Source organism: Actinoallomurus sp. NBC_01490 (genome assembly GCF_036227085.1).
Lineage (GTDB): Bacteria > Actinomycetota > Actinomycetes > Streptosporangiales > Streptosporangiaceae > Actinoallomurus > Actinoallomurus oryzae.
This window is the reverse complement of sequence record NZ_CP109433.1, coordinates 20,865-42,758: the sequence shown is the minus strand read 5'-3', so window position 1 is coordinate 42,758 and position 21,894 is coordinate 20,865. Positions and strand designations below refer to the sequence as shown.

General features: G+C 71.1%; 17 protein-coding genes. 8 read left to right on the top strand and 9 right to left on the bottom strand.

From position 1 onward, the window contains the following. Window positions 1-42: 42 nt before the first annotated feature. Window positions 43-1,416 (bottom strand): RNA-guided endonuclease InsQ/TnpB family protein, encoded by a 1,374-nt coding sequence (locus tag OG417_RS00165; protein WP_329262041.1) that lies wholly within the window; start codon window positions 1,414-1,416, stop codon window positions 43-45. Between the two features lie 352 nt (window positions 1,417-1,768). On the opposite strand from OG417_RS00165, the gene OG417_RS00160 reads away from it, so the two are divergent. Both OG417_RS00160 and OG417_RS00155 read left to right on the top strand, forming a co-directional pair. After that, on the top strand, window positions 1,769-2,383 hold the full coding sequence (locus tag OG417_RS00160; protein ID WP_329247880.1) for a DUF1349 domain-containing protein: 615 nt from the start codon (window positions 1,769-1,771) through the stop codon (window positions 2,381-2,383). A gap of 143 nt (window positions 2,384-2,526) precedes the next feature. Next, window positions 2,527-3,984: an alpha,alpha-trehalose-phosphate synthase (UDP-forming) gene (locus OG417_RS00155; RefSeq protein WP_329247876.1), complete on the top strand. Its 1,458-nt coding sequence runs from the start codon at window positions 2,527-2,529 to the stop codon at window positions 3,982-3,984. Here the strand turns inward: OG417_RS00155 and OG417_RS00150 are convergent. From OG417_RS00150 to OG417_RS00140, 3 genes are all read right to left on the bottom strand, one after another. Then, entirely contained in the window at window positions 3,953-4,990 is a 1,038-nt protein-coding gene (locus OG417_RS00150) for a hypothetical protein (RefSeq protein WP_329247873.1), read from the bottom strand. The genes OG417_RS00155 and OG417_RS00150 overlap by 32 nt on opposite strands. A gap of 99 nt (window positions 4,991-5,089) precedes the next feature. Next, window positions 5,090-5,272: a hypothetical protein gene (locus OG417_RS00145; RefSeq protein WP_329247871.1), complete on the bottom strand. Its 183-nt coding sequence runs from the start codon at window positions 5,270-5,272 to the stop codon at window positions 5,090-5,092. 62 nt (window positions 5,273-5,334) lie between these two features. Beyond that, a complete protein-coding gene (locus OG417_RS00140) occupies window positions 5,335-8,262 on the bottom strand; it encodes an AfsR/SARP family transcriptional regulator (RefSeq protein WP_329247868.1) in 2,928 nt (975 codons plus the stop codon). Between the two features lie 421 nt (window positions 8,263-8,683). On the opposite strand from OG417_RS00140, the gene OG417_RS00135 reads away from it, so the two are divergent. Then, on the top strand, window positions 8,684-9,883 hold the full coding sequence (locus OG417_RS00135; protein ID WP_329247865.1) for a methyltransferase domain-containing protein: 1,200 nt from the start codon (window positions 8,684-8,686) through the stop codon (window positions 9,881-9,883). Window positions 9,884-9,922: 39 nt separating this feature from the next. On the opposite strand, the gene OG417_RS00130 is transcribed toward OG417_RS00135, so the two are convergent. Then, a complete protein-coding gene (locus OG417_RS00130; RefSeq protein ID WP_329247862.1) occupies window positions 9,923-12,433 on the bottom strand; it encodes a DEAD/DEAH box helicase in 2,511 nt (836 codons plus the stop codon). Between the two features lie 176 nt (window positions 12,434-12,609). Here OG417_RS00130 and OG417_RS00125 point away from each other — a divergent pair, with 176 nt between their 5' ends. Beyond that, the gene (locus tag OG417_RS00125; protein ID WP_329247860.1) at window positions 12,610-15,747 is read left to right on the top strand and encodes a S41 family peptidase; all 3,138 of its coding nucleotides are present in this window, start codon (window positions 12,610-12,612) and stop codon (window positions 15,745-15,747) included. A gap of 13 nt (window positions 15,748-15,760) precedes the next feature. On the opposite strand, the gene OG417_RS00120 is transcribed toward OG417_RS00125, so the two are convergent. The 3 genes from OG417_RS00120 to OG417_RS00110 are packed head-to-tail and all read right to left on the bottom strand — an operon-like array spanning window position 15,761 to window position 17,425. Further along, the gene (locus OG417_RS00120) at window positions 15,761-16,063 is read right to left on the bottom strand and encodes a transcriptional regulator (protein ID WP_329247857.1); all 303 of its coding nucleotides are present in this window, start codon (window positions 16,061-16,063) and stop codon (window positions 15,761-15,763) included. After that, on the bottom strand, window positions 16,060-16,518 hold the full coding sequence (locus OG417_RS00115) for a hypothetical protein (RefSeq protein WP_329247855.1): 459 nt from the start codon (window positions 16,516-16,518) through the stop codon (window positions 16,060-16,062). The genes OG417_RS00120 and OG417_RS00115 overlap by 4 nt, the downstream gene beginning before the upstream one ends. Window positions 16,519-16,573: 55 nt before the next feature. After that, window positions 16,574-17,425 carry a helix-turn-helix transcriptional regulator gene (locus OG417_RS00110; protein WP_329247852.1) on the bottom strand — a complete coding sequence of 284 codons (852 nt, stop codon included), beginning with the start codon at window positions 17,423-17,425 and terminating at the stop codon, window positions 16,574-16,576. A gap of 144 nt (window positions 17,426-17,569) precedes the next feature. Here OG417_RS00110 and OG417_RS00105 point away from each other — a divergent pair, with 144 nt between their 5' ends. Continuing rightward, entirely contained in the window at window positions 17,570-18,463 is an 894-nt protein-coding gene (locus tag OG417_RS00105) for an NAD-dependent epimerase/dehydratase family protein (protein ID WP_329247848.1), read from the top strand. A 127-nt stretch (window positions 18,464-18,590) separates the two neighbouring features. Next, window positions 18,591-19,484: an SPFH domain-containing protein gene (locus tag OG417_RS00100; protein WP_329247845.1), complete on the top strand. Its 894-nt coding sequence runs from the start codon at window positions 18,591-18,593 to the stop codon at window positions 19,482-19,484. Here OG417_RS00100 and OG417_RS00095 read toward each other — a convergent pair whose 3' ends face one another. Next, window positions 19,485-20,699, bottom strand: a complete 1,215-nt coding sequence (locus tag OG417_RS00095; RefSeq protein WP_329247843.1) for an RNA-guided endonuclease InsQ/TnpB family protein — start codon at window positions 20,697-20,699, stop codon at window positions 19,485-19,487. 246 nt (window positions 20,700-20,945) lie between these two features. Between OG417_RS00095 and OG417_RS00090 the strand changes: the two genes are divergently transcribed. Further along, window positions 20,946-21,134: a hypothetical protein gene (locus tag OG417_RS00090; RefSeq protein ID WP_329262038.1), complete on the top strand. Its 189-nt coding sequence runs from the start codon at window positions 20,946-20,948 to the stop codon at window positions 21,132-21,134. A 65-nt stretch (window positions 21,135-21,199) separates the two neighbouring features. Further along, entirely contained in the window at window positions 21,200-21,826 is a 627-nt protein-coding gene (locus OG417_RS00085; RefSeq protein WP_329247840.1) for a GOLPH3/VPS74 family protein, read from the top strand. Window positions 21,827-21,894: the final 68 nt, after the last annotated feature.

Here is a 21,894-nt window from a genome sequence, read left to right as displayed (position 1 = left end):
CACGGCCCCGTCGCGTATCAGCGAAGACTAGTGCCGTGTCAGTCAACGTTTGCCTCGTGGGGGAGGTGAAATTGGCTGATCCTCGCTGTGGTGGGCGAGCGACTCCCCACGTGGTGTGGGGCGGGCCACGGCCGGCCATGGGACCCCGGGTGCGGTGCCGTGATGAAGGGACCGTCGGGGGTCACGCCGGGAGCGGCCGGCACCGGGCAGGTGCCGTCCGGCTCGACGGTGCGTGATCACCACCGGAAACATGTTGGTGGTGATGGTGCCGCCCGGGCCGCGCCGGGCGATGTTGGCGCCGCCGACCAGGTCGCGGTGCCCACTGAACCCGCAACGAGTGAAGTTCCGATTCGCAGGTTTGGGAACCCGCCGGTGGCAGGCAGGGCAGGTCGAGGAGGTGCCCCGTTCATCCACCAGTGCCAGGTCGATTCCGGCTTGTTCGGCCTTGTCGGTCAAACACTTGAGCAGGTGCCCGATCCGCCAGGCCTGGATCCGCTGGTTGTGCCTTCGCCCGGTTTTGAGAGCGAGGACGCCGCGCGGGTCGCCGACCACGAGTGTGCCGATCCGGCGTGCGGTCGCCCAGTCGATGACCTGACGGGCGGCCTCGTGCTGGGCTTGGCGGACCCGACGTTTGTGGCGGGCTTCGATCTTGCGTTGCCGGGCTCGCTGCTTACGCCATCGGCGTGACCCGGCCTGTCCGGGTTTAGGTGCCCGCCGTGCTATCGCGCGCTGCCGGTGTTTGGTGTCACGCAGGTGGAGGTGGGTTTCGGCGCGGATGGCCCGTCCCGACACCACCAGCCCTTCCCCGTCCGGGCCCGCCACCGCGAACGGATGGATCACTCCCGGGTCGACTCCCGCCACACGGTGTGGGTCCGGTTCCTGGTCTGGTGGATAGGTGGTGATGGGGATTTCGGCGGTGACGTCGACGAACAACCGGCCGCCCTCGGCCACCAACGTCACCGACCGCACCTGTCCCGCCTCATACGGGACCGGCCGGGCCAACCGCACCCACAACGACGCACACCCACGACCGACCGGGAGCCGCAACCGCCGTCCATCGAGGGTGAATGTGCCGTGATAGTAACGCACCGGCATCAACCGGCGTTTCCGCCGCGGGTACCGCGCCGCCGTTTCGCCGTCTTTGCGGCGTTTGGCGGTGGCGAACCAGGCGTCGCTGTAGCGCCGCAGCACCGACCGTGCCCCGACCGAGTCCAACTCCCCGACCGTGCCCGGACCCGCCGCCGACAACTCCCGACACAACGCCTGATAGCCCACGATCGGTCGTAGTCCTCGTTGCCGCCGCCACCGGTTCATGTCCAGCACACACGCCCACACGTCGCCGGCCGCGACCAGCAAGGCGAAACACCGGCGCCGCTGCCCGGGCGAGACCCGCAGACCGATGCGGGCGGTCCGCATGACCACCCGCCCACCATCATCACGTCGAGGCACCAGGCGATTACAGCAAGTACCTACGACAAACTTCGGTCCCCCAACCCGCAACATCTGATCGACACCGCTCCAGACCAAGACACACGGCGGCCAAGCCCCCGGGACAAGCCCCGCGCTCCCCCAACCGGTTCCGACGCACACACCACAAAGCAAACATTGCCTGCCGCAGCACTAGCCGCTGCGGCGGTATGCCCGGTCCGGCCCCTGATGCGAGAAACCGGCGCGGCTCACCACGAGTTCACTATGTACGAACTGCCTGTTTGCACCGTATTTTTGGAGCGTTCCCGGACGTCGTTCCACGGACGTGAAGGAGACGGGCGTGACGCAGGCAGCGGAGCAGGTCGGACTTCCGCGCGTTCCCGTGTCACTGCGGTGGGGCGGAGGGGCCGCGGGCTCCTACCTCCAGCAGGACGACGGTCTCGTGATCGACGCCAGACCCGGTACGGACCTGTTCATCAGCCCGCAGCGCACCGCGGAGGCGCTCGACGCGCCGCGCCTGTTCGCACACGCGCAGGGCGACTTCCTGCTCAGCGCCCGCGTGACGGTGAACCACGGCCGTCCGCACGACGCCGGCGGGCTGCTCGTGTGGCTCAACGACCGCGCGTGGGCCAAGCTGGGCCTGGAGATGTCCGCGCAGAGCGAGCCCGAGACCGTCTCGGTCGTCACCCGCGGCGCCTCCGACCGCGCCAGCGGCTTCGTGGTGACCGGCGGGCACGTCTGGCTCCGCGTCGCCCGCGTCGACTCCGCGTACGCCTTCCACGCCTCGCTCGACGGGCGCTACTGGCGGCTGATCCGTCACTTCGCCCTGTACGCCTCCGGTGCCCCCTCGTACGGCTTCTTCGCCCAGTCGCCCGTCGGGGACGGCTGTTCGGCGACCTTCGACCAGATCACGTTCGAGCCGAGGAGGCTGACCGAGCTGATCGACGGGTCCTGAGCCGGGACCGCGCGCGGATCCTGCCGTCCGTGACCGTCGAGTGACGCGTCGATGGCGGCAGGAGGGCGTCGACATGACCATCGCCACATAAATCGCCCATTAGGGTCAAGACCCGATATTTGGGGGAAGTATGAGGCGTGGATGTGTCCAAGAAGAGTGAGTTCGTCGTTGTCGCCAACCGTCTGCCGGTCGATCGGGTCACCGACGGTGACGGCGAGGCGTCGTGGCGGCGCAGCCCTGGCGGGCTGGTCACCGCCATCGTCCCGGTCATGCAGCGTCGTCAGGGAGCGTGGGTGGGCTGGCCGGGCTCGCCGGATGAGGAACTCGAGCCGTTCGAGGCCGAAGGTCTGTCGCTGATTCCCGTGCGCCTGTCGGCCCGGGACGTCGAGTACTACTACGAGGGATTCTCCAACGCGACCCTCTGGCCGCTGTACCACGACGTGATCGCCCAGCCGGTCTACCGGCGGAGCCTGTGGGAGGTCTACGAGCGGGTCAACCGGAGGTTCGCCCGCGCCGCCGCCGAGGTCGCGGCCGAGGGCGCGATCGTCTGGGTGCAGGACTACCAGCTCCAGCTCGTCCCCCAGATGCTGCGCGAGCTCCGCCCCGACCTGCGCATCGGCTTCTTCCTGCACATCCCGTTCCCGCCGATGGAGCTGTTCCAGCAGCTGCCCTGGCGACGTGACATCCTGTACGGTCTGCTGGGCGCCGACCTCGTCGGATTCCAGAGCCGCGACGCGGCGTCCAACTTCGTCCGGCTGTGCCGGCGCTTCTGCGACCTGCGGACGCAGGGCCACGAGGTGATGGTCGCGGACCGCACCGTACGCGCCGACCACTTTCCCATCTCGGTGGACGCGAACGAGCTCATCACCCTGGCCGCCGACCCGAAGGTGCAGAACCGCGCGGCGCAGATCCGCGAGGACCTCGGCAACCCGGCGTCGGTGCTGCTGGGCGTCGACCGCCTCGACTACACCAAGGGCATCCAGCAGCGGCTCGAAGCGTTCATCGAGCTGTTCGAGGACGAGCGGCTCAAGAGCGGCGACGCGGTGTTCGTCCAGGTCGCGACGCCGAGCCGGGAACGCGTCAAGGAGTACCGCATCCTGCGCGACGAGATCGAGCTCCAGGTCGGCCGCGCCAACGGCCTGTACGCCGAGCTGGGCGCGCCGATCATCAACTACATGCACACGTCCTACACCCGCGAGGAGCTGGCCGCGCTCTACCTGGCGGCGGACGTGATGGTGGTGACGCCGCTGCGCGACGGCATGAACCTCGTGGCCAAGGAGTACGTCGCCTGCCGGTCCGACCTGCGGGGCGCCCTGCTGCTCAGCGAGTTCGCCGGCGCGGCCCAGGAGCTGCACCGCGCCTTCCTGGTCAACCCGTACGACATCGGCGGCACGAAGAACCGCATGTGGGAGGCCATGCACGCGAGCCCGGCGGAACGCGCCCGCCGCATGCGCTCGATGCGCAGGCGGGTGATCGAACACGACGTCGACCTGTGGGCCAAGAAATTTCTGGACGCGCTGGAGAACGGCCGGTCGGGTACGGTGGGCGCGCCCGATCGGCCGGACGCGGTCAGCTCGCCGGGCGCGCCGTCGCCGGTTTGATCCGCTGCCACCAGTCGTGCAGGTCGGCCGGGCCGTACGCGGCCTCGATCGAGATCGACGCGGGCACCATCGGGAAGCGACGCCCCGGATTCCACGACCGCTGGTACGCGGGCGGGTCGAGCACCACGACGCGTGTGCCGCCGACCTGGGGGATGTCGGCCGGAACGCCCTCGTTCCAGATCCACTCGCCGTTCGCGTCCACGAGGTTCCACTGGCCGACCACCGGCGGAGTGCCGGGCGGCACGTCCTGGTCGCGGGAGGAGGCCACCCAGCGCGGGTCGGGGGGTTCGCCGGGCAGCCCGCCCGGCCGGATGAGTTCGCCCGCGAGCAGCGTGTGGAGCTGGAAGTTGTCGCCGATCCCGCCGATGACGACCGTCCAGCCACGGCCGCTGGCGCGGTCGAGCACGAGCAGCCGCTCGCCCTCCAGGATCCGCAGGAGGTCGCCGACCCACGAGAGCTGTTCGCAGTGGCCGGCCGCGCGGTCCACCACGGCCGCGAGCGACTCCCGGTCCGGCACCGAGGCCCGCACCAGGGGAGAGAACGTCAGAACCGTGAACGCCGCCATCCCGAACCTGGGCAGCGACCACCACGCCTCCATGGCCGGTCCGGCGCCCTCGCCGAGCGCGGGCCGTACGGCCTCCCAGATCTCCCGGGACGGCTCGTGCCGCTCCGGATCCGGCGGCTCGCCGCGTCCGGCCTTCTCCCAGGCGTCGGCGAAGGCGAGCGCGCCGGTCGTCACGTCGGGCAGGCGGCCGATCACCGCGACTCCCGGCGCCTGCGCGTCGGCTCCGTTCTCCACCAGGGCCCCGCTCATCAGCGCGAGCCAGGCGGCCTGGTCCAGTGATGCCCGCTCGATGCCCTGGGCGAGCTGCCGCGCGCCCGCGGTGAGCTCCGCCTGGGGCACCGTGCCGGCCGCACCTTGCACCGCCTGGAGGAGGCCGCCGAACGCCGCCTGATCCTGCTCGATCGCGGCACGCGTCAGGTCCGCACATGTCTGTTCGAACATGTGATCACTTTTGCACAGATGCCGCCCGGGTGAGGAACGGAGGTGTCCTCCCGGATGTGGGCTGTTCCGGGAGGACACGCCCGCTTTCGCGGCGTCCCGCTACTCGCCGGACGCCTGCTCGGGCGCGACGTGCGGGTTCATGCTGTCCGTGTGGACGGAGTCGTCCTCGTCGGACGTGTTCTCCGGCACGATGTGCGGGTTCATGCCGTCCGGGTGGACGAGGTGGTCGTTGTCGTCGTTCGTCGGTGTCGTCTCGTCGGTGGTCTCGGGCTGGTCGGCCATCGTTCCGCACCTTTCTTCGCGAGTGATGGCGGGGAGCCTAGTGACGCCGGATCAACATCTGATCAACGTGGTGCGGGCGCGCGGTCGAGCAGGGCGCGTACGTCTTCGGCGGCCGGGGCTCCCAGGGCCTGCAACACCGCGAGCGCCTGCTCCCAGCAGGCACGCCCGTCGTCCGGGCGGCCGTCGGCGGTGAGCGCCCGGCCGAGGACGTCGAGGGCGCGCCCCTCGCCGAACCGCTGGCCGATCTCGCGGGCGATCGCGAGGGCCTCCTCGGCCTGGGCGACCGCCTCGGCGGGGCGGCCGGCCCGAAGGTGGCTCTCGGCCAGCCGGTACAGCGTGTGGTGCTCGCGCAGGCGCTGCCCGGTGGAGCGGAAGACGGCCAGGCAGTCGAGGTAGTACGGGATCGCGTCGTCGGGCCGCCCCATGCCGTCGAGGATCGTCCCCAGGTACTGCATCGCCTTGGCCGCGCCCATCGCGCTGCCCTGCGCGCGGAACAGCTCCAGGCTCCGCTCCGCCGCGTCGAGTGCCTCCTTGTCGCGGTGCAGCTCGGCGGCGGCGCGCGCCATGTTGCTGAGGCAGTTGGCCTCGCCCTCGGGGGAGCCCAGCTCGGCGAAGACGCCGGCCGCGCGCTCGAAGAACGCGAACGCGTCCTCGTACCGCCGGTGCTCGAAGGTGACGACGCCGACCCCGTTGAGAGCCTCGGCGCGTACGTGGTCGTCGCCGGAGGCCTCGGCCAGCTCGACCGTCGTACGGAGGCTGGCCTCGGCCTCGTCCAGCCGGAACGCGACGTGGAGGATGAGGCCGAGCAGGTAGCCGGCCCGGCCGCGGGTGCGAGCGTCGTTCTTCTCCAGCGCGGCGGTGACCACGAGCCGCGCCGTCTGCTCGAACTCCCACAGGTGGGTGCCGGACATGATGAGCGGTTCGAGGCTGAGCAGCAGGTCGGCTGCGACCGCCAGGTCGGGGGCGCCGCCGCGAGTCGACTCGGCGATCACCGCGCAGAGGTTCGCGGTCTCGCCGCCGAGCCAGGCCAGCGCCTCCTCGGCCGTGGCGAACTCGATACCGCGGGTCTCCGGGGTGCTCAGCCGGCCGCCGTCGGCGGACTCGGCGGCCAGGTAGGCGTTGCGGGCGGAGGCGAAGTAGAAGTCGAGCATCCGGTGCGGCACCTGGGCCCGCGCGACCTCCGAGTCGTACTTCTCGGCCTGGCGGCGGGCGAAGAGCCGCAGCAGGTCGTGGTAGCGGTAGCGGCCCGGCGCGGGGGTTTCCAGCAGGCTCGCGTCGACCAGCGACTCCAGCAGGTCCTCGGTGGCCGGCGCGGGCAGGCCGAGGACGGCCGCCGCCGCGTGCAGGGGTACGTCGTGCACGTCCGGCAGGGCCAGCAGCCGGAACGCCCGCGCCTGCTCGTCGTACAGCTGGCCGTAGCCGAGCTCGAACGTCGCCGAGACGGTGTGGTTGCCGACCCGCATCTCGTCGAGCCGCCGCCTCTCGTCCGTGAGGCGTTCGGCGATCGTCGCCATCGACCAGCTCCGCCGCGACGCCAGCCGCGAGCCCACGATGCGTACGGCGAGGGGCAGGTGCCCGCAGGCCGCCGCGACCTCGGCCGCGATCTCCCGCTCGTCCTCGACCCGCTGCTCACCGGCGATGCGGCCGAACAGCGCGATGGCCTCGTCGGTGACCAGGCCGTCCAGGTCGACCGTACGGGCGGCGGGCACGCCGGCGAGCCGCGACCGGCTGGTCACGATCACCGCACAGCCCGCCGAGCCGGGCAACAGCGGGCGTACCTGGTCGACGTCGCGCGCGTCGTCCAGCACCACGAGCATCCGCCGGTCGGCCAGGCGGCTGCGCAGGAGCGCCGCCCGCTCCTCCAGCCCGGTGGGCACGTCCTTGTCGGGGGTGCCGAGCGCGCGCAGGAACGCGCCGAGCACCGCCGCGGGCCCGGCCGGGTCGGGTCCCGCTCCGCGCAGCTCGGCGAACAGCTGGCCGTCGGGGTAGTGCGGCCGTACCGCGTGCCCGACGTGGACCGCGAGGGTCGTCTTGCCGATCCCGCCGATGCCGGCCACCGCCACGACCGGCATCGCGGTACGGTCCGCCTCGGCGAGCACGCCGGTCAGCTCGGCCACGATGGCCGAGCGTCCGGTGAAGTCGGCGACGTCCGCCGGGAGCTGCGCGGGCACCGGCAGCGGACGCGCGGGCTCCGCCGGGCGTACGGGCTCGGGCGGCCTGCCGGCCAGGGAGGCGTCGCCGGCGAGGACCTTCGCGTGCAGCTCGGCCAGCTCGGGTCCGGGGTCGATGCCCAGCTCCTCGACGAGCACCCGGCGCGTGTCGGCGTACACCGCGAGCGCCTCGGCCTGCCGCCCGCACCGGTACAGCGCGAGCATGAGCAGCCCGCGCAGCCGCTCGCGCAGCGGGTGGGCGTTGGTCAGCTCGGTCAGGTCGGCCACCGACTCCGCGGCGCGGCCACTCTCCAGGTCGATGGCGTACCGGGTCTCCAGCGCGGTGAGCCGCTGCTCCTCCAGGTGCACGCGCTGCGCCTCGGCCCAGTCGCCGTGGATGCCGCACAGCGGCTCGCCGTCCCAGACCTCCAGTGCCGAGCGCAGAGCGGCGGCGGCGCCGGCGAGGTCACCCGCGCGCCGCGCCTCGTCGGCGTCGGCCAGCCCATCCTCGAACACGCTGAGGTCGAGCGCGGCCCGCGGCACCCGCAGCGCGTACCCGCCGGCCTCCGAGACCATCACGGTCGCCTTCTGCCGCGCCGCGCGCTCGGGCTCCAGCACGGCCCGCAGTCGCGAGGCGTACGTGCGCAGGGCGGTCATCGCGCGTACCGGCGGCTCCTCGCCCCACAACGCGTCGACCAGCTCCTCGGCGGTCGCCGTACGGCCACGCCGCAGCAGGAGCACGGCCAGCACGGCCCGCTGCTGGGGCGTACCGAGATCGAGTTCGGTGTCGTCACGCCATGCGCGGACCGGGCCCAGAACCGCGAAGCGAAGCCCGTGCATACCCGTTCCTCAGGGGGAAGCCAAAACATGATTATTTCCCGAGAATAGGGATTTACGGATCGAGCGCCATCCGTGAGATCCACGACATTCGGTGCCCGTCTTCCCGAGCCGCCCCGCCACCCGCCGTCGCCGGGCGAGGAGTCCTCGCCACCCGTTGTCCCGCGACAAGGATCGTGCCTTCTCGCGACGCCACGCGAGTAAGCGCCGTTACTTCGACGTGACCGCGCGGATACAGCCGACGATCTTCCTGCGTCGCTACCGTGGTGCTCACCGAAATGGTCATGGAGGGCACCATGGGGGACCACGGCGGCGGTAACAGCGACAACAAGACCCCAACGGACGGTGCGAAGCCGCAGGGCGGATCTCGCGGGTCGGGTGACAACAAGACGAATGGCAACTCCAGCGACGGCCGCAAGTAACCGTGACCGATCCGGACGTGCTGGCGGACCGTCTCGCCGCCCGGCTCGCGGCGCAGGGCGAGTTGAACGATCCTGTGTGGCGGCGGGCACTGCACGCTGTTCCGCGGCACCTGTTCGCACCACCGGTCGCGTGGGTGAACCCTGACGGCCCTGCGGACGGCTACCCGGTCAACCGGGCTACGGGGGAGGACCGCTGGTGGAGTGCGGTCTACTCGGACGCCTCTCTGATCACCCAGATGAATGACGGCGCCGGCGATGTCACGACCGGAGAGGGGCTCGCGTCGTCGTCCTGTTCGGCGCCCGGTGTCGTATGCGTGTTCCTTGAGGAGCTCCGGCTGGAAGACCATGACCGGGTGCTGGAAGTCGGTACGGGCACCGGGTGGACGGCGGGACTGCTGTCGTGGCGGGTCGGCGATGTGAACGTCACGAGTGTCGAGATCGACCAGGGCCTGTCGGAGCAGGCGGCGAAGAATCTCGCCGCAGCGGGGTTCGAACCGCGGCTGGTCGTCGGTGATGGCGCGGTCGGGTGCACGGAGGCGGCACCGTTCGACCGGGTGCACGTGGCGTGTGCGGTCGCGGACATCCCGTACTCCTGGGTGCAACAGACCCGTCCGGGCGGGATCATCGTGTTGCCGTGGTCACCGGGTTATGGGTACGGCTGGCAGACCCGGCTGCATGTGATGCCGGACGGGTCGGCGGTGGGCGGGTTCCCCGGCCGCGCCGGCTACATGTTCATGCGCGCGCAACGGCCGGTGCTCGGGGCGGCGTTCGACTTCGTTCACGGCACACCGGACGAGACGGTGACCAGGCTGGATCCACGGCGGCTGGTCGCGGACTCGGACGCGGCAGATCTCGCTGTCGCCGCGCAGGTGCCCGGCGTGCAGACCCGTCTGTACTTCGACGAGGACGGCGACACGGGCGAGGCGACGTTCTGGGTGCTTGAGCGGGAGACGAAGCGGGGGTCGTGGGCGTCTGTGGACTACGTTCCCGGACAAGCCGAGTTCGTGGTGGAGCAGTATGGGGACCGGCGTCTGTGGGACGAGGTCGAGGCCGCCTACTGGCGTTGGAACGGCTGGGGGCGGCCGGAACGTGACAGGTTCGGGCTGACGGTCTCACCAGACGGCCAGGCGGTGTGGCTGGACTCGCCGAGCAACGTGCTGGCACGAGTCGCGCCAGGCGTAGTGCCCGGGCCGGGTCGGTGAGGTGGCAGGAAACGCATCAGGTTCCCTTCGCCGGTTGGGTCAGAGGCGGTCGACCGACGTGACGTGGATGACGGCGCGGCCCTCCTCATCGGAGGCGCGCAGGTCGACCTCGGCGCTGATGCCCCAGTCGCGGTGGCCCGCCGGGTCGTCGAACACCTGGCGCACCCGCCAGAGCTCGGTCTCCTGCTCGATCTGCAGCAGCTTCGGACCGCGGGCGTCGGGGCCGGTCTGGATCTCCTCGTGCTCCTCGAAGTAGGCGTCCAGCGCGTCGGCCCAGCGGTCGGCGTCCCAGCCGTCCGCGGCGTCCAGCTCGCCCAGGTCGTCGTAGCGCTCCAGCGCGGCGAGCTCGACCCGGCGGAACATCGCGTTGCGGACCAGCACGCGGAACGCGCGCTCGTTCGCGGTGACGACGTTGGGCGTCTCCTCGATCCGCTCCTGGGACGGCTCCGCCGAGGGGTTCTGGAGCTGCTCCCACTCATCCAGGAGGCTGGAGTCGACCTGGCGGACCAGCTCGCCGAGCCACTCGATCAGGTCGTGCAGGTCCTCGGTCTTCACCGAGTCGGGCACGGTCTGCTGGAGCGCCTTGTACGCGCTCGCGAGGTAGCGCAGCACGATGCCCTCGGCGCGGGCGAGCTGGTAGTTGGCGACGTACTCGGTGAAGGTCATCGCCTGCTCGTACATGTCGCGTACGACCGACTTGGGCTGGAGCGGGTGGTCGGCCACCCAGGGGTGCCCGCGGCGGTAGACGTCGTACGCGCCGTAGAGCGTGTCCTCCAGCGGCTTGGGATAGGTGATGTCCTGGAGGAGCTCCATCCGCTCCTCGTACTCCACGCCGTCGGCCTTCATCTGCGCGACCGCCTCGGCCTTGGCCTTGTTCTCCTGGGCGGCGAGGATCTGGCGCGGGTTCTCCAGGATCGACTCGATCACCGACAGCACGTCCAGCGCGTACGACGGCGATGCCGGGTCGAGCAGCTCGAACGCCGCCAGCGCGAACGTCGACAGCGGCTGGTTGAGCGCGAAGTCCTCCTGCAGGTCGACGGTCAGGCGGGCGTACCGGCCCTCGGCGTCGGGCTCCTCCAGCTGCTCCACGACCCCGCCGGCCAGCAGGCTGCGGTAGATCGCGATCGCCTGGGAGATGTGCTTGCGCTGCCGGGCGCGGTCCTCGTGGTTGTCGGTGAGCAGCTTCTTCATCGCCTGGAAGGCGTTGCCGGGCCGGCCGATGACGCTGAGCAGCATCGCGTGGCTGACCTGGAAACGCGACTGCAGCGGCTCGGGCTCGGCGGCGATGAGCTTGTTGAACACCTCCTCGTCCCAGCTCACGAACCCCTCGGGCGCCTTCTTGCGCACGACCTTGCGCCGCTTCTTCGGGTCGTCGCCCGCCTTCGCGAGGGCCTTCTCGTTCTCCACGACGTGCTCGGGCGCCTGCACGACGACGAATCCGACGACGTCGAACCCGGCCCGCCCGGCCCGCCCGGCGATCTGGTGGAACTCCCGCGCCCGCAGGCGGCGCACCCGGCTGCCGTCGTACTTGCTCAGCGCCGTGAACAGCACCGTACGGATGGGAACGTTGACGCCCACGCCGAGCGTGTCGGTGCCGCAGATGACCTTGAGCAGCCCGGCCTGGGCGAGGCGTTCGACCAGGCGGCGGTACTTCGGCAGCATCCCGGCGTGGTGGATGCCGATGCCGTGGCGTACGAGCCGGGACAGCGTCTGGCCGAACTTCGTGGTGAACCGGAAGTTGCCGATCAGCGCCGCGATCTCGTCCTTCTCCGCGCGTGAGCAGACGTTGATGCTGGTCAGCGCCTGGGCGCGCTCGGCCGCCGCGGCCTGGGTGAAGTGGACGATGTAGATCGGGGCCTTCTGGTCCTCCAGCAGCTCCTCGATCGTCTCGTGCAGCGGCGTGACCCGGTATTCGTACTTGAGCGGCACCGGCCGCGTCACCGAGGTGACCACGGCGGTCGGCCGTCCCGTACGGCGGGTCAGGTCCTCCTCGAAGCGCGAGACGTCGCCCAGCGTCGCCGACATCAGCAGGAACTGCGCCTGCGGGAGCTCGAGCAGCGGGATCTGCCACGCCCAGCCGCGGTCCGGCTCGGCGTAGAAGTGGAACTCATCCATCACGACCTGGCCGATGTCGGCGTCGGCGCCGTCGCGCAGCGCGATGCTCGCCAGCACCTCGGCGGTGCAGCAGATGATCGGGGCGTCGGCGTTGACGCTCGCGTCGCCGGTCATCATGCCGACGTTCTCGCTGCCGAACATGGCGATCAGGTCGAAGAACTTCTCCGAGACCAGCGCCTTGATCGGCGCGGTGTAGAAGGTGACCTCGTCGCGGGCCAGCGCCGCGAAGTGCGCGCCCGCCGCGACCAGGCTCTTGCCGGAGCCGGTCGGGGTGTTGAGGATGACGTTCGAGCCGGAGACGACCTCGATGAGCGCCTCCTCCTGCGCCGGGTACAGCGTGATGCCACGCTCGCCGACCCACGCGTTGAAGGCGTCGAAGACGGCGTCGGGGTCGGGGGCGGCGGGCAGGCGGTCGATGAGGCGCACGTCTTCCATCTTGCCCCTCGTGCGGAGTGCCCGGACCCGACCGCGGGCGAATGACCCCGGCACGGGTGAGGATGGAAAACGAACCCCTCCGGCGAGCCCATGGCCTCCACGGGAGGCCGCGAGCCGCGTACGCCTGCCGCGGACATCGGTACGGCACCGCGCGGCACCCTTTAACATCGACGCCCGTGACAGCGTCTGGATATCTGCGTTATCCCCACGTCCGTGGCGATCTGCTGACCTTCGTGGCCGAGGACGACGTCTGGATCGCTCCGCTGTCCGGTGGGCGCGCCTGGCGCCTGTCCGCCGACGGGGTTCCGGTCTCCCACCCGCGGTTCTCGTCCGACGGGCAGTGGGTGGCCTGGACGAGCAGGCGTGACGGCGAGCCGGAGGTCCACGTCGCCCCGGCCGAAGGGGGCGAGAGCCGCCGGCTCACCTACTGGGGCGCCCCCGGCACTCGGGTGTGCGGCTGGACCCCCGACGGACGGATCCTCGCGGTGACCTCCTGGCGGCAGCCCTTCTACCACCGCACCCACGCGTACGCGGTGCCGGTGGACGGCGAGCCCGCCGAGCCGATGGGCTGGGGGCCGGTGGGCGGCGCCGACGTCGCGCCCGGCGGGGCCGTGGCCCTGGTCACCGTCGCCGGTCAGGAACCGGCCGCGTGGAAGCGCTACCGGGGCGGAGCGACCGGGCGGCTGTGGGTACGGGAGGGCGAGGGGTTCCGGCGGGTCCTGGCCGACCTCGACGGAAACCTCGACTGCCCGGTGTGGTTCGCCGGACGGCTGGCGTTCCTGTCCGACCATGAGGGAACGGGCCGTCTCTACTCCGCCGCGCCCGACGGCACGGATCTGCGGCGGCACTCCGCGGACCCGGACTTCTATGCGCGCCACGCCGCCGGCGACGGCGATCGGGTGGTCTACCAGGCCGCCGGTGACCTGTGGCTGGTGGACGGGCTCGACGCGGAACCCGTCCGCCTCGACGTACGCCTCGCCGGTCCGCGTACGGGGCGGCGCCGTCGCCCGGCCGCCCCACGGGTCACGGATCTGTCCTGCGACCACACCGGCCGGGCCAGCGCGGTCGAGGTACGCGGCGGCGTCTACTGGCTCACCCACCGCGACGGGCCCGCCCGCGCCCTCGCGGCGACGCCCGGGCAGCGTGCCCGGCTGCCCCGCACGCTCGGCGACACCGGTCAGGTCGTGTGGGTCACCGACGCGGGCGACGGCGACGGCCTGGAGGTCTCGGCCGCGACCGGAGCCGAGCAGCCCCCCACGCGACGCCGTTTCGCCGCCGGCCGGCTCGGGCGGGTCGAGGAACTCGCCGCGGCGCCCGACGGGAAGACGGTCGCGGTGGCCGCCCACGACGGACGGCTGCTGCTGGTGGAGATCGCGACGGGAGAGGTCACCGAACTGGCGGCCGGCGAGTACGGTCCGGCCGCCGACCTGTCCTTCTCGCCCGACTCGGCGTGGCTCACCTGGACCCACCCGGGCCCGGAACAGCTGTCGCGGATCCGCCTCGCCCGCATGGCCGACCGCACGGTCACCGATGTCACGGACGGCAGGTTCGACGACGGCGAGCCGGTGTTCAGCGACGACGGTTCCTACCTGGTGTTCCTGTCGTGGCGGGGGTTCGACCCCGTCTTCGACTCCCACTTCTTCGACCTGTCGTTCCCCTTCGGGTGCCGGCCCTATCTCGTGCCGCTGGACGCGGCCACGCCCTCACCGTTCGAGCCGACGCCGGAGGGCCGCGCGCCCTCGGCGGACGGCGACGACGACAAGAAGGAGGACGAGCAGGACTCCGCCTCGGTCACGCTCGACGGCATCGCCTCGCGCGTCGTGCCCTTCCCGGTGCCTGACGCGCGGTACTCGTGCCTGCTGCCGGTCAAGGGCGGCCTCGTGTGGCTGCGGACCCCGCTCACCGGCACGCTCGGCCACGACGGCGACGCGCCAAAGAACACACTTGAGCGCTATGACCTGGCCAAACGCACCTGCGAGCAGATCACGACCGGGGTCGACCAGCTGGACGTGAGCGGCGACGGCAAGCGCATGGTGATCGTCTCGGACGGCGATCTCAAGGTGCTGGCGACGGACGGCTCGGACGACGGCAGCGCCGATGAGGCCGAGATCGACCTGTCCCGCCTGCGGATCACCGCCGACCCGGACGCCGAGTGGCGGCAGGCGTACATCGAGGCCGGGCAGGTCATCCGCGACTACTTCTGGACCCCCGGCCTGGGCGGCGTCGACTGGGACGCGGTGCTGGACCGGTACCGTCCGCTGCTGGATCGGATCGCGAGCGCGGACGACTTCGCCGACCTGCTGCGGGAGGTCTTCGGCGAGCTGGGCACCTCGCACGCGTACGTGGGAGGTGGCGGCCATTCGAACGGTCCGTACCTGGGGTTGCTCGGCGCCGACCTCGAACGCGACGACGACCGGCTCTGGCGGGTGACCCGTGTCCTGCCCACCGAGACGTCCGACCCGGGAGCCCGGTCACCCCTGGCCGCCCCGGGCACGCGTATCGGACTCGGCGACGCGGTGGTCGCCGTGGACGGGCGGCCGGTGGACGACCTCACCGGACCCGGCCCGTTGCTTCTGGGCTCGGCGGACAAGCTCACCGAGCTGACCGTCGTTCCGAGCTCGGGTGGCCAGGCGCGGCGGGTGGTCGTGCGTCCCCTGTGGGACGACCAGCGGCTGCGTTACCAGACCTGGGTGGCCGAGCAGCGGGACCGGGTGCGCGTGCTCAGCGGGGGACGGCTCGGCTACCTCCACATCCCCGACATGCAGGCGAGCGGCTGGGCGCAGTTCCACCGCGACCTGCGACGGGAGATGGCCGAGGAAGGGCTCCTCGTCGACGTGCGCGGCAACTCCGGAGGCATCGTCTCCGAACTCGTGGTGGAGAAGCTGGCCCGGCGCGTGGTCGGCTGGGATGTCGGCCGGCACCGCGGCCCGATGAGCTACCCGGCCGACGCTCCCCGCGGGCCGGTCGTCTTCCTCGCCGACGAGCACACCGGCTCGGACGGGGACATCCTGACCGCCGCCGTGCGCGAACTCGGGCTGGGCACCGTGGTCGGCACCCGCACCTGGGGCGGCGTCATCGGCATCCACCGGCACCGCCTGGTGGAGGGCACCGTCATCACGGTGCCGCGCTACGCGACCTGGTTCAACGGCCACGGCTGGGACCTGGAGAACCGGGGTGTCGCCCCGGACGTCGAGGTGGAGATGGGACCGGACGGCTGGGCGGCGGGCCGCGACCCGCAGTTGGAGACCGCCGTACGGATCGCGCTCCTACGCCTCGCCGACCGTCCGGCCGCCACGCCACCGCCTCGTCCCTGACGGCATCTTCGTCTCAGCCGGGCAGATCCTGTGCGGCGTGTTCGGCGAGCAGGCGGACGGCGGACATGTGCCCGTCGAACGCCGCCGTGCCCTCCTCGGTCAGGCTCAGCCAGGTGCGTGGCCGTCGGCCCACGTGTCCCTTGCGGACCCGTACGTATCCGGCCTCCTCCAGGGTGACCACGGTCTTGGACAGCGTCGGTCTGCTCAGCTCGCAGGCCTCCGCGACGGTGGTGAAGTCGGCCTGCTCGCAGCCGGACAGGAACGCGGCCACCTTCAGGCGGGGCAGCGTCGCGAGCAGCTCGTCGAACCCGCTCACCGCGGCGCCCTGCGGAACCCGCACAACAGCACGGACAGGGCGCTGAACAGCGATGCGGCACCGAGCGCCCAGTCGTGGCCCGCGAGACCGAGGACCAGGGCGACGACGGCCAGCACGAGCAACGGCACCGTGACGATCCTCCGGACCCGGGGAAGCGAGGCGAGAAGGCCCGGCGACGCGGCGTCGCGGGGGATCACACCACGCCGCCGCCAGACCCGCCAGACCGCCAGCGACACCAGCACCCACACGGCGAACAGCCCGATCCCGGTGACGCCGCCGATCCGGCGGAAGGCGCCGTCGGTGAAGGCCGCGACGCCGGCCACCGCGACGGCGCCGGTGAACAGGGCGAGGCTGGTCGCGGGATACCAACGGGGCGCGGACGAGGCCGCCGCGGCGGCGTGCGCCGACTCGGCGGCGCGCAGCGTGTCCTGCGGACTCAGGGGATGATCGCTCATGAGTTGCACTCTAGCATCTTGTTGCCAAATGGAAACAAGATGCCGGAATGCGCTCTCAGGTCGGCACGTCCATGCGCTGGGTGCCGATCACCTTGAGGAGCTGGAGGTTCTGGTACGAGTCGGAGCCCGGCTGGGCGGTGAAGATCACTACTTGCTGGTTCAGGTCCGGGACGGTGAGGATGTCGAAGTCCAACTCGATCGGGCCCACCTGCGGGTGCTGGAATACCTGCCGGGCGTGGTGGTCGATCCGGAGTTCCTGGGAGTTCCACAGCCGGGCGAAGTCCGCGCTGTCGGCCAGGAGTTCGGCGATGAGCGAGCGCAGCTCGGCGCTGTCCGGGTAGCGGGTGGTGGCGACCCGCAGATAGCTGACGGCGGTGGTCACGAGGCGCCGGTGATCGGTGATCCCGTACATGGCGCGGTCGCCGTCCCCGTGCAGGAAGATTCGGCGCAGGAAGTTACGGTCCGCCGCCCGCAGAGCCGAGAAGTCCTCGAACAGCGCGGCGGCCAGCGGGTTCCACGCGAGCACCCGGCAGGTGTCGTCCACCAGCAGCGCGGGTGTGTCGGCGAGCCGGTCCAGCAGGGCGGCCGTGGAGGGGGAGACCTCGCGCGACGGCAGCCGGCCCGGCATGTGCTCCAACTCGCCGGCCAGCGTGAACAGGTGGGACCGCTCCTGCTCGGACAGCCGCAGTGCGCGGGCGATGCCCTGGAGCACCGGGCGTGACGGGTGCCGTCCGCGGGCCTGCTCCAGACGGCTGTAGTGGTCGGTGGAGATGTGGGCGAGCTGCGCGACCTCCTCGCGCCGCAGCCCCGGGGTGCGGCGCCGTGACCCCTGCGGCAGGCCCACGTCCTCCGGCCGGATCTGCTCTCTCCTGCTGCGCAGGAACGCCGCGAGCGCGTGCTTGTCCATGACCCCACGCTATGGGCTCGCCGCGGCACGGTCGGCACCCAGCCATGGACCGACGGTCCCTGGCTTGACCCTCGCCGCGCGCCAACGCTGATGGCGAGGTGGCCGCACAACCGGCGGTCGCCGTCGACGACGAAGGACATGACCATGCGGATCTTCTTGACCGGCGCGAGCGGATATCTCGGCGGCGTTCTCACCGAGCACCTGATCGCGTCGGGCCACCGGGTGAGGGCACTGGCCCGATCGGACGCGGCTCGGGACCGTGTGACGGAGCTGGGCGCGGAGGCGGTGCCGGGGAGTCTCGCGGACGCCGAGACCCTCCGTCTCGCCGCCGAGGGGGCCGACGCCGTCGTGCACGCGGCGGTGGACTTCACCGACCCGGCCATGCGCGAGGTGGAAGGGCCCGCGCTGGCGGCCATGCTCGCCGGGCTGAAGCCGGGCGGTCCGTTCATCTACACCAGCACCGGTTTGGTCTACCCGGACACCCAGGGCCGGACGGTCGACGAGGAAACCCCGGTGGCACCCGAACACTCGCCCCAGCCGTACAAGGTGCTGGGCGAGCGGCAGGTACTGGCCGCCGAAGGGCCGGCGGTGACCGTCATCCGGGCGGCGCTGATCTACGGGCGAGGCGGTTCCGGGCTGCTCCAAGGCATGATCGCGAACGCCCGTGAGACGGGAGTCGCCACGTACATCGGCGACGGCGGCAACGAGTGGAGCTCGGTGCACGTCGATGACCTCGCCAGGTTGTACGTCGCCGCGCTGACCCGGGCCGAGCAGCGCCTCGTCGTCAACGCGGCGTCCCGCAGCCGTATCCCCATGCGGCGGATCGCCGAGGCGGTGGCCAATGTCACCGGGACCCGCGTGCGGTCGATCAGCGTGGAGGACGCCCGGCGGACGTTCGGCCCGGCCGCCGGGGCGCTCACCCGATCCTCGCCGTTGGACTCTTCTCGCGCCGAGCGGGTGCTCGGCTGGAAGCCGGCCGAGCCGGGTCTCCTGGACGACCTGCGCACGGGGTCTTACACGGCCGCCGGCCGCGCCTGACATCGACCGACCCGAGAGAGCCGGAACCTGGCGGGTCCGGCTCTCTTCGCGTATCGGGCGGCGGCTCTAGGAAAAGTGATATCACTATGCTAGATTCTTGCCTGAGCTTCCCGAGAGGATGAGGGTCATGAATGTGGAGATGCCGAGGGCGCACGTCGCCGAGCGTGACGTACGGGGGCTGCCGGGGTGGCCGGTGCTGGGCGGGGTCATCGTCGCCCTGATCGTCGGGTTCGTGCTCATCGCCACGGGGGTGAACTCGGGTGCGGACGTGGTCGCCGGCATCGGGGTCGTGATCGTCATCCTCGCCGCGCTGGCCCTGCCCGGACTGACCGCCGTCGCGCCGGGGCAGGCGCGCGTTGTGCAGCTGCTCGGGCGGTACGCCGGCACGATCCGTACGGACGGGCTGCGGTGGGTGAACCCCCTGACCACCCGGCGGCGGATCTCCACCCGGATCCGCAACCACGAGACCGACGTCGCCAAGGTCAACGACGCCGACGGCAACCCGATCGAGATGGCCGCGGTCGTCGTCTGGCAGGTGGAGGACACGGCCAAGGCGGTGTTCGAGGTGGACGACTTCGTGGAGTTCGTCGCCATCCAGACCGAGACCGCCGTACGGCACATCGCGGGCAGCTACCCTTACGACGCCCACGGCGACGAGCGGCTCTCCCTGCGGGAGAACGCCGACGAGATCACCGGCAAGCTGTCGAGCGAGATCTCCGAGCGCGTCGCGTCGGCCGGCGTACGGGTCATCGAGTCCCGCATCACCCGCCTGTCGTACGCGCCGGAGATCGCGCAGGCGATGTTGCGCCGCCAGCAGGCCGGTGCGGTCATCGCCGCCCGCCAGCGGATCGTCGACGGCGCCGTCGGCATGGTGGAGTCGGCTCTCACCCGGCTCGCCGACAGTGACGTGGTCGACCTGGACGAGGAGCGGCGGGCCACCATGGTCAGCAACCTGCTCGTCGTGCTCTGCGGCGACCGTGACGCCCAGCCCGTCGTCAACACCGGATCCCTTTACCATTGACTACTCCCCGCCCTGAAGAACGGGAATTCCGGCCCTCGCGGGCTGGGGTTCCTGCTTCTGTGGCGACTGCACCCGAGGGGACCCCGGGTGTCTGACGTCACCTCCACAGGCCGACACGGCAAGACCTGCCGCCAGGATGTTCTTGGCCGCGTTGATGTCCCTGTCATGCAGGGTGCGACACGCCGGGCAACACCACGCCCGAGTAGAAAGCGAAAGCTCGGCGAGCAGATGCCCGCACACCGAGCAGGTTTTGGAGCTGGGATACCAGCGATCGATCACGACCAGATGGCGACCGTATTTGGCTGCTTTGTATTCCAGTTGGCGACGGAACTCCCCCCAGCCGCAGTCGGAGATCGCTTTGGCGAGCCGCCGGTTACGGACCATGTTCTTCACGGCCAGGTCTTCAATCATGATCACGTCATGGTCGCGGACCAGCCGGGCGCTGGTCTTGTGCAGGAAGTCCGCACGGGACGCGGCGACCTTACGATGCGCGCGGGCCACCTTCGCCCTCGCCTTCGCCCGGTTGTTCGACCCGCGCTGTTTGCGGGCCATCCGCCGCTGGTAGCGGGCCAGGTTACGTTCCCGCCTGGCCAGACGGCGGGCATTGGTGATCTTCTCACCGTCGGAGGTGACCGCGAAGTCCTTGACGCCCAGGTCCACACCGACCATCGCGCCAGTGGGCGGTGCCTGTTCGGGGTCTGGAGCCTCGACGGCGAGGGAGAGGTACCAGCGTCCGCACGACTCACGCGAGACCGTCACCGACGTCGGCTCGATCGAGGCGGGATCAACCTCCGGCCAGGACCAGACGATCTCCAGGGGTGTATCCATCATCTTGGCCAGATACAGACGGCCTTCCCGCCAGCGAAACGCCGACCGGGTGAAGGTCGCCGACTGCTTACGCTGCCGGGACTTGAACCTGGGGTGGCGGGCACGGCCGGCGAAGAAGTTCACGAACGCGGTGTGCTGGTGCCGCAGCCCCTGCTGGAGCGGCACGCAGGAAACCTCGGACAAGAACGCCAGGTCCGGATCGCGTTTCAGCTCGGTCAAATAGCGGTCGGTCTCGGCGTAGGAGGTCCTCAGCCCCTCGGTGCGGTAACGGGTCTTCCGCCATTCCAGGACCTTGTTCCACACCAGGCGTACGCAGCCGAACGTGCGGTTCAGCACCGCCGCCTGCTCCGGGGTGGGGTAGGCCCGCACCTTGTAGCTCGTACGCATGTTCGAAAGTCTCGCAGTGCCACAAGCGCAGTAACGACGAACGGAAGAACAGGACGGAAAGACGGTTATGAACGCTTTGTGTTCAGGGCTGTTCCGGCTATGTCGGGCCGCCCCTGCCATGGCCCGAAATCATCCCAGCTCCCAAGGACCGGTCCTCCTCCGGACTTGCCAGTGACGGATCGCGAGCCGCGTCCCGACGCCGGCGGCGACGACGCGCGGCCGGCGGGGCGAGGCGAGCGCAAGAAGGTGCTGCTCCGCCTCGACCCCGCCGTCCACGACGCGCTCGCGCGCTGGGCCTCGGACGAGCTGCGCAGCACCAACGCCCAGATCGAGTTTCTGCTCCGGCGCGCCCTCAGCGACGCGGGCCGGATGCCCGGCAACGCCGGCCGCATGCGCCGGCCGGGCCGACCGCCGAAGGAGGAGTCCGGCCCATGAATGAGCGGAGTGGCCGAATCAACGGCACAGTTCCCCCAGGATCACTCTCCGACGAAGGAGGACTCGTGAGCCTTCCCGAGTCACTGCCCGCGCTGATGTACCTGCTGGCCTTCGACACCGACAAGAACCGGCTCACCTCGCGTTCACAGCTCGGGCTTGTGCTGCGTGCAGCCGCCCTCGCCGAGCTGTACCTGACCGAGCGGGTGACCGACACCGACGGCCGGGCCGAGGCCGCCGCGGGCGCCCGGCCCACCGGCGATCCCGTGCTCGACGACCTGGCTGACCAGATCGCCGCCCACCGGCCGCGGGCATGGCACCGCTGGATCGGCCGGCAGGAGCGCGCCACGGTCCGCGCCGTACGCGAGCAGTTGGAGGCCGATCGCCACCTCAAGGTCGAGCACCGGGCGCTCCTGCCCGACCGGGTGGAGCCGCGCGACCGGCGGGCGGTCAAGCAGTACGCGGAGACCGTCCGCGGCGCCCTGCGCCGCTCGTCCGCCCGCACCGACCCGCGCACCGCCGCGGTGCTCGCACTCGCCGCGCGCGGCGAGGTCAGGACGGTGGTATCCCGCCGTGAGCGCCGCGAGTACAGCCGAAAGCTGGACGAGTTGGCGGTCTACACCGGCCCGGTCGCCGACGCCCTGCGCAAGGCGGTACGGACGAAACGCGCCGCCACCGCAAGCGCGGGAGGCTGACCGAGGGGCCGCCTCGGGCCGGTGCCGGCCGCCGCAGTGCGCCGGCACCCGCGCAAGTCCGAGCGTAG

What these genes read in the sequence shown, in the direction of transcription:
- OG417_RS00165 (WP_329262041.1), bottom strand. Translation starts at nt 1,416, where the DNA reads ATGCGGACCGCCCGCATCGGTCTGCGGGTCTCGCCCGGGCAGCGGCGC.
- OG417_RS00110 (WP_329247852.1), bottom strand. Translation starts at nt 17,425, where the DNA reads ATGGACAAGCACGCGCTCGCGGCGTTCCTGCGCAGCAGGAGAGAGCAG.
- OG417_RS00115 (WP_329247855.1), bottom strand. Translation starts at nt 16,518, where the DNA reads ATGAGCGATCATCCCCTGAGTCCGCAGGACACGCTGCGCGCCGCCGAG.
- OG417_RS00150 (WP_329247873.1), bottom strand. Translation starts at nt 4,990, where the DNA reads ATGTTCGAACAGACATGTGCGGACCTGACGCGTGCCGCGATCGAGCAG.
- OG417_RS00100 (WP_329247845.1), top strand. Translation starts at nt 18,591, where the DNA reads ATGAATGTGGAGATGCCGAGGGCGCACGTCGCCGAGCGTGACGTACGG.
- OG417_RS00130 (WP_329247862.1), bottom strand. Translation starts at nt 12,433, where the DNA reads ATGGAAGACGTGCGCCTCATCGACCGCCTGCCCGCCGCCCCCGACCCC.
- OG417_RS00095 (WP_329247843.1), bottom strand. Translation starts at nt 20,699, where the DNA reads ATGCGTACGAGCTACAAGGTGCGGGCCTACCCCACCCCGGAGCAGGCG.
- OG417_RS00105 (WP_329247848.1), top strand. Translation starts at nt 17,570, where the DNA reads ATGCGGATCTTCTTGACCGGCGCGAGCGGATATCTCGGCGGCGTTCTC.
- OG417_RS00140 (WP_329247868.1), bottom strand. Translation starts at nt 8,262, where the DNA reads ATGCACGGGCTTCGCTTCGCGGTTCTGGGCCCGGTCCGCGCATGGCGT.
- OG417_RS00145 (WP_329247871.1), bottom strand. Translation starts at nt 5,272, where the DNA reads ATGGCCGACCAGCCCGAGACCACCGACGAGACGACACCGACGAACGAC.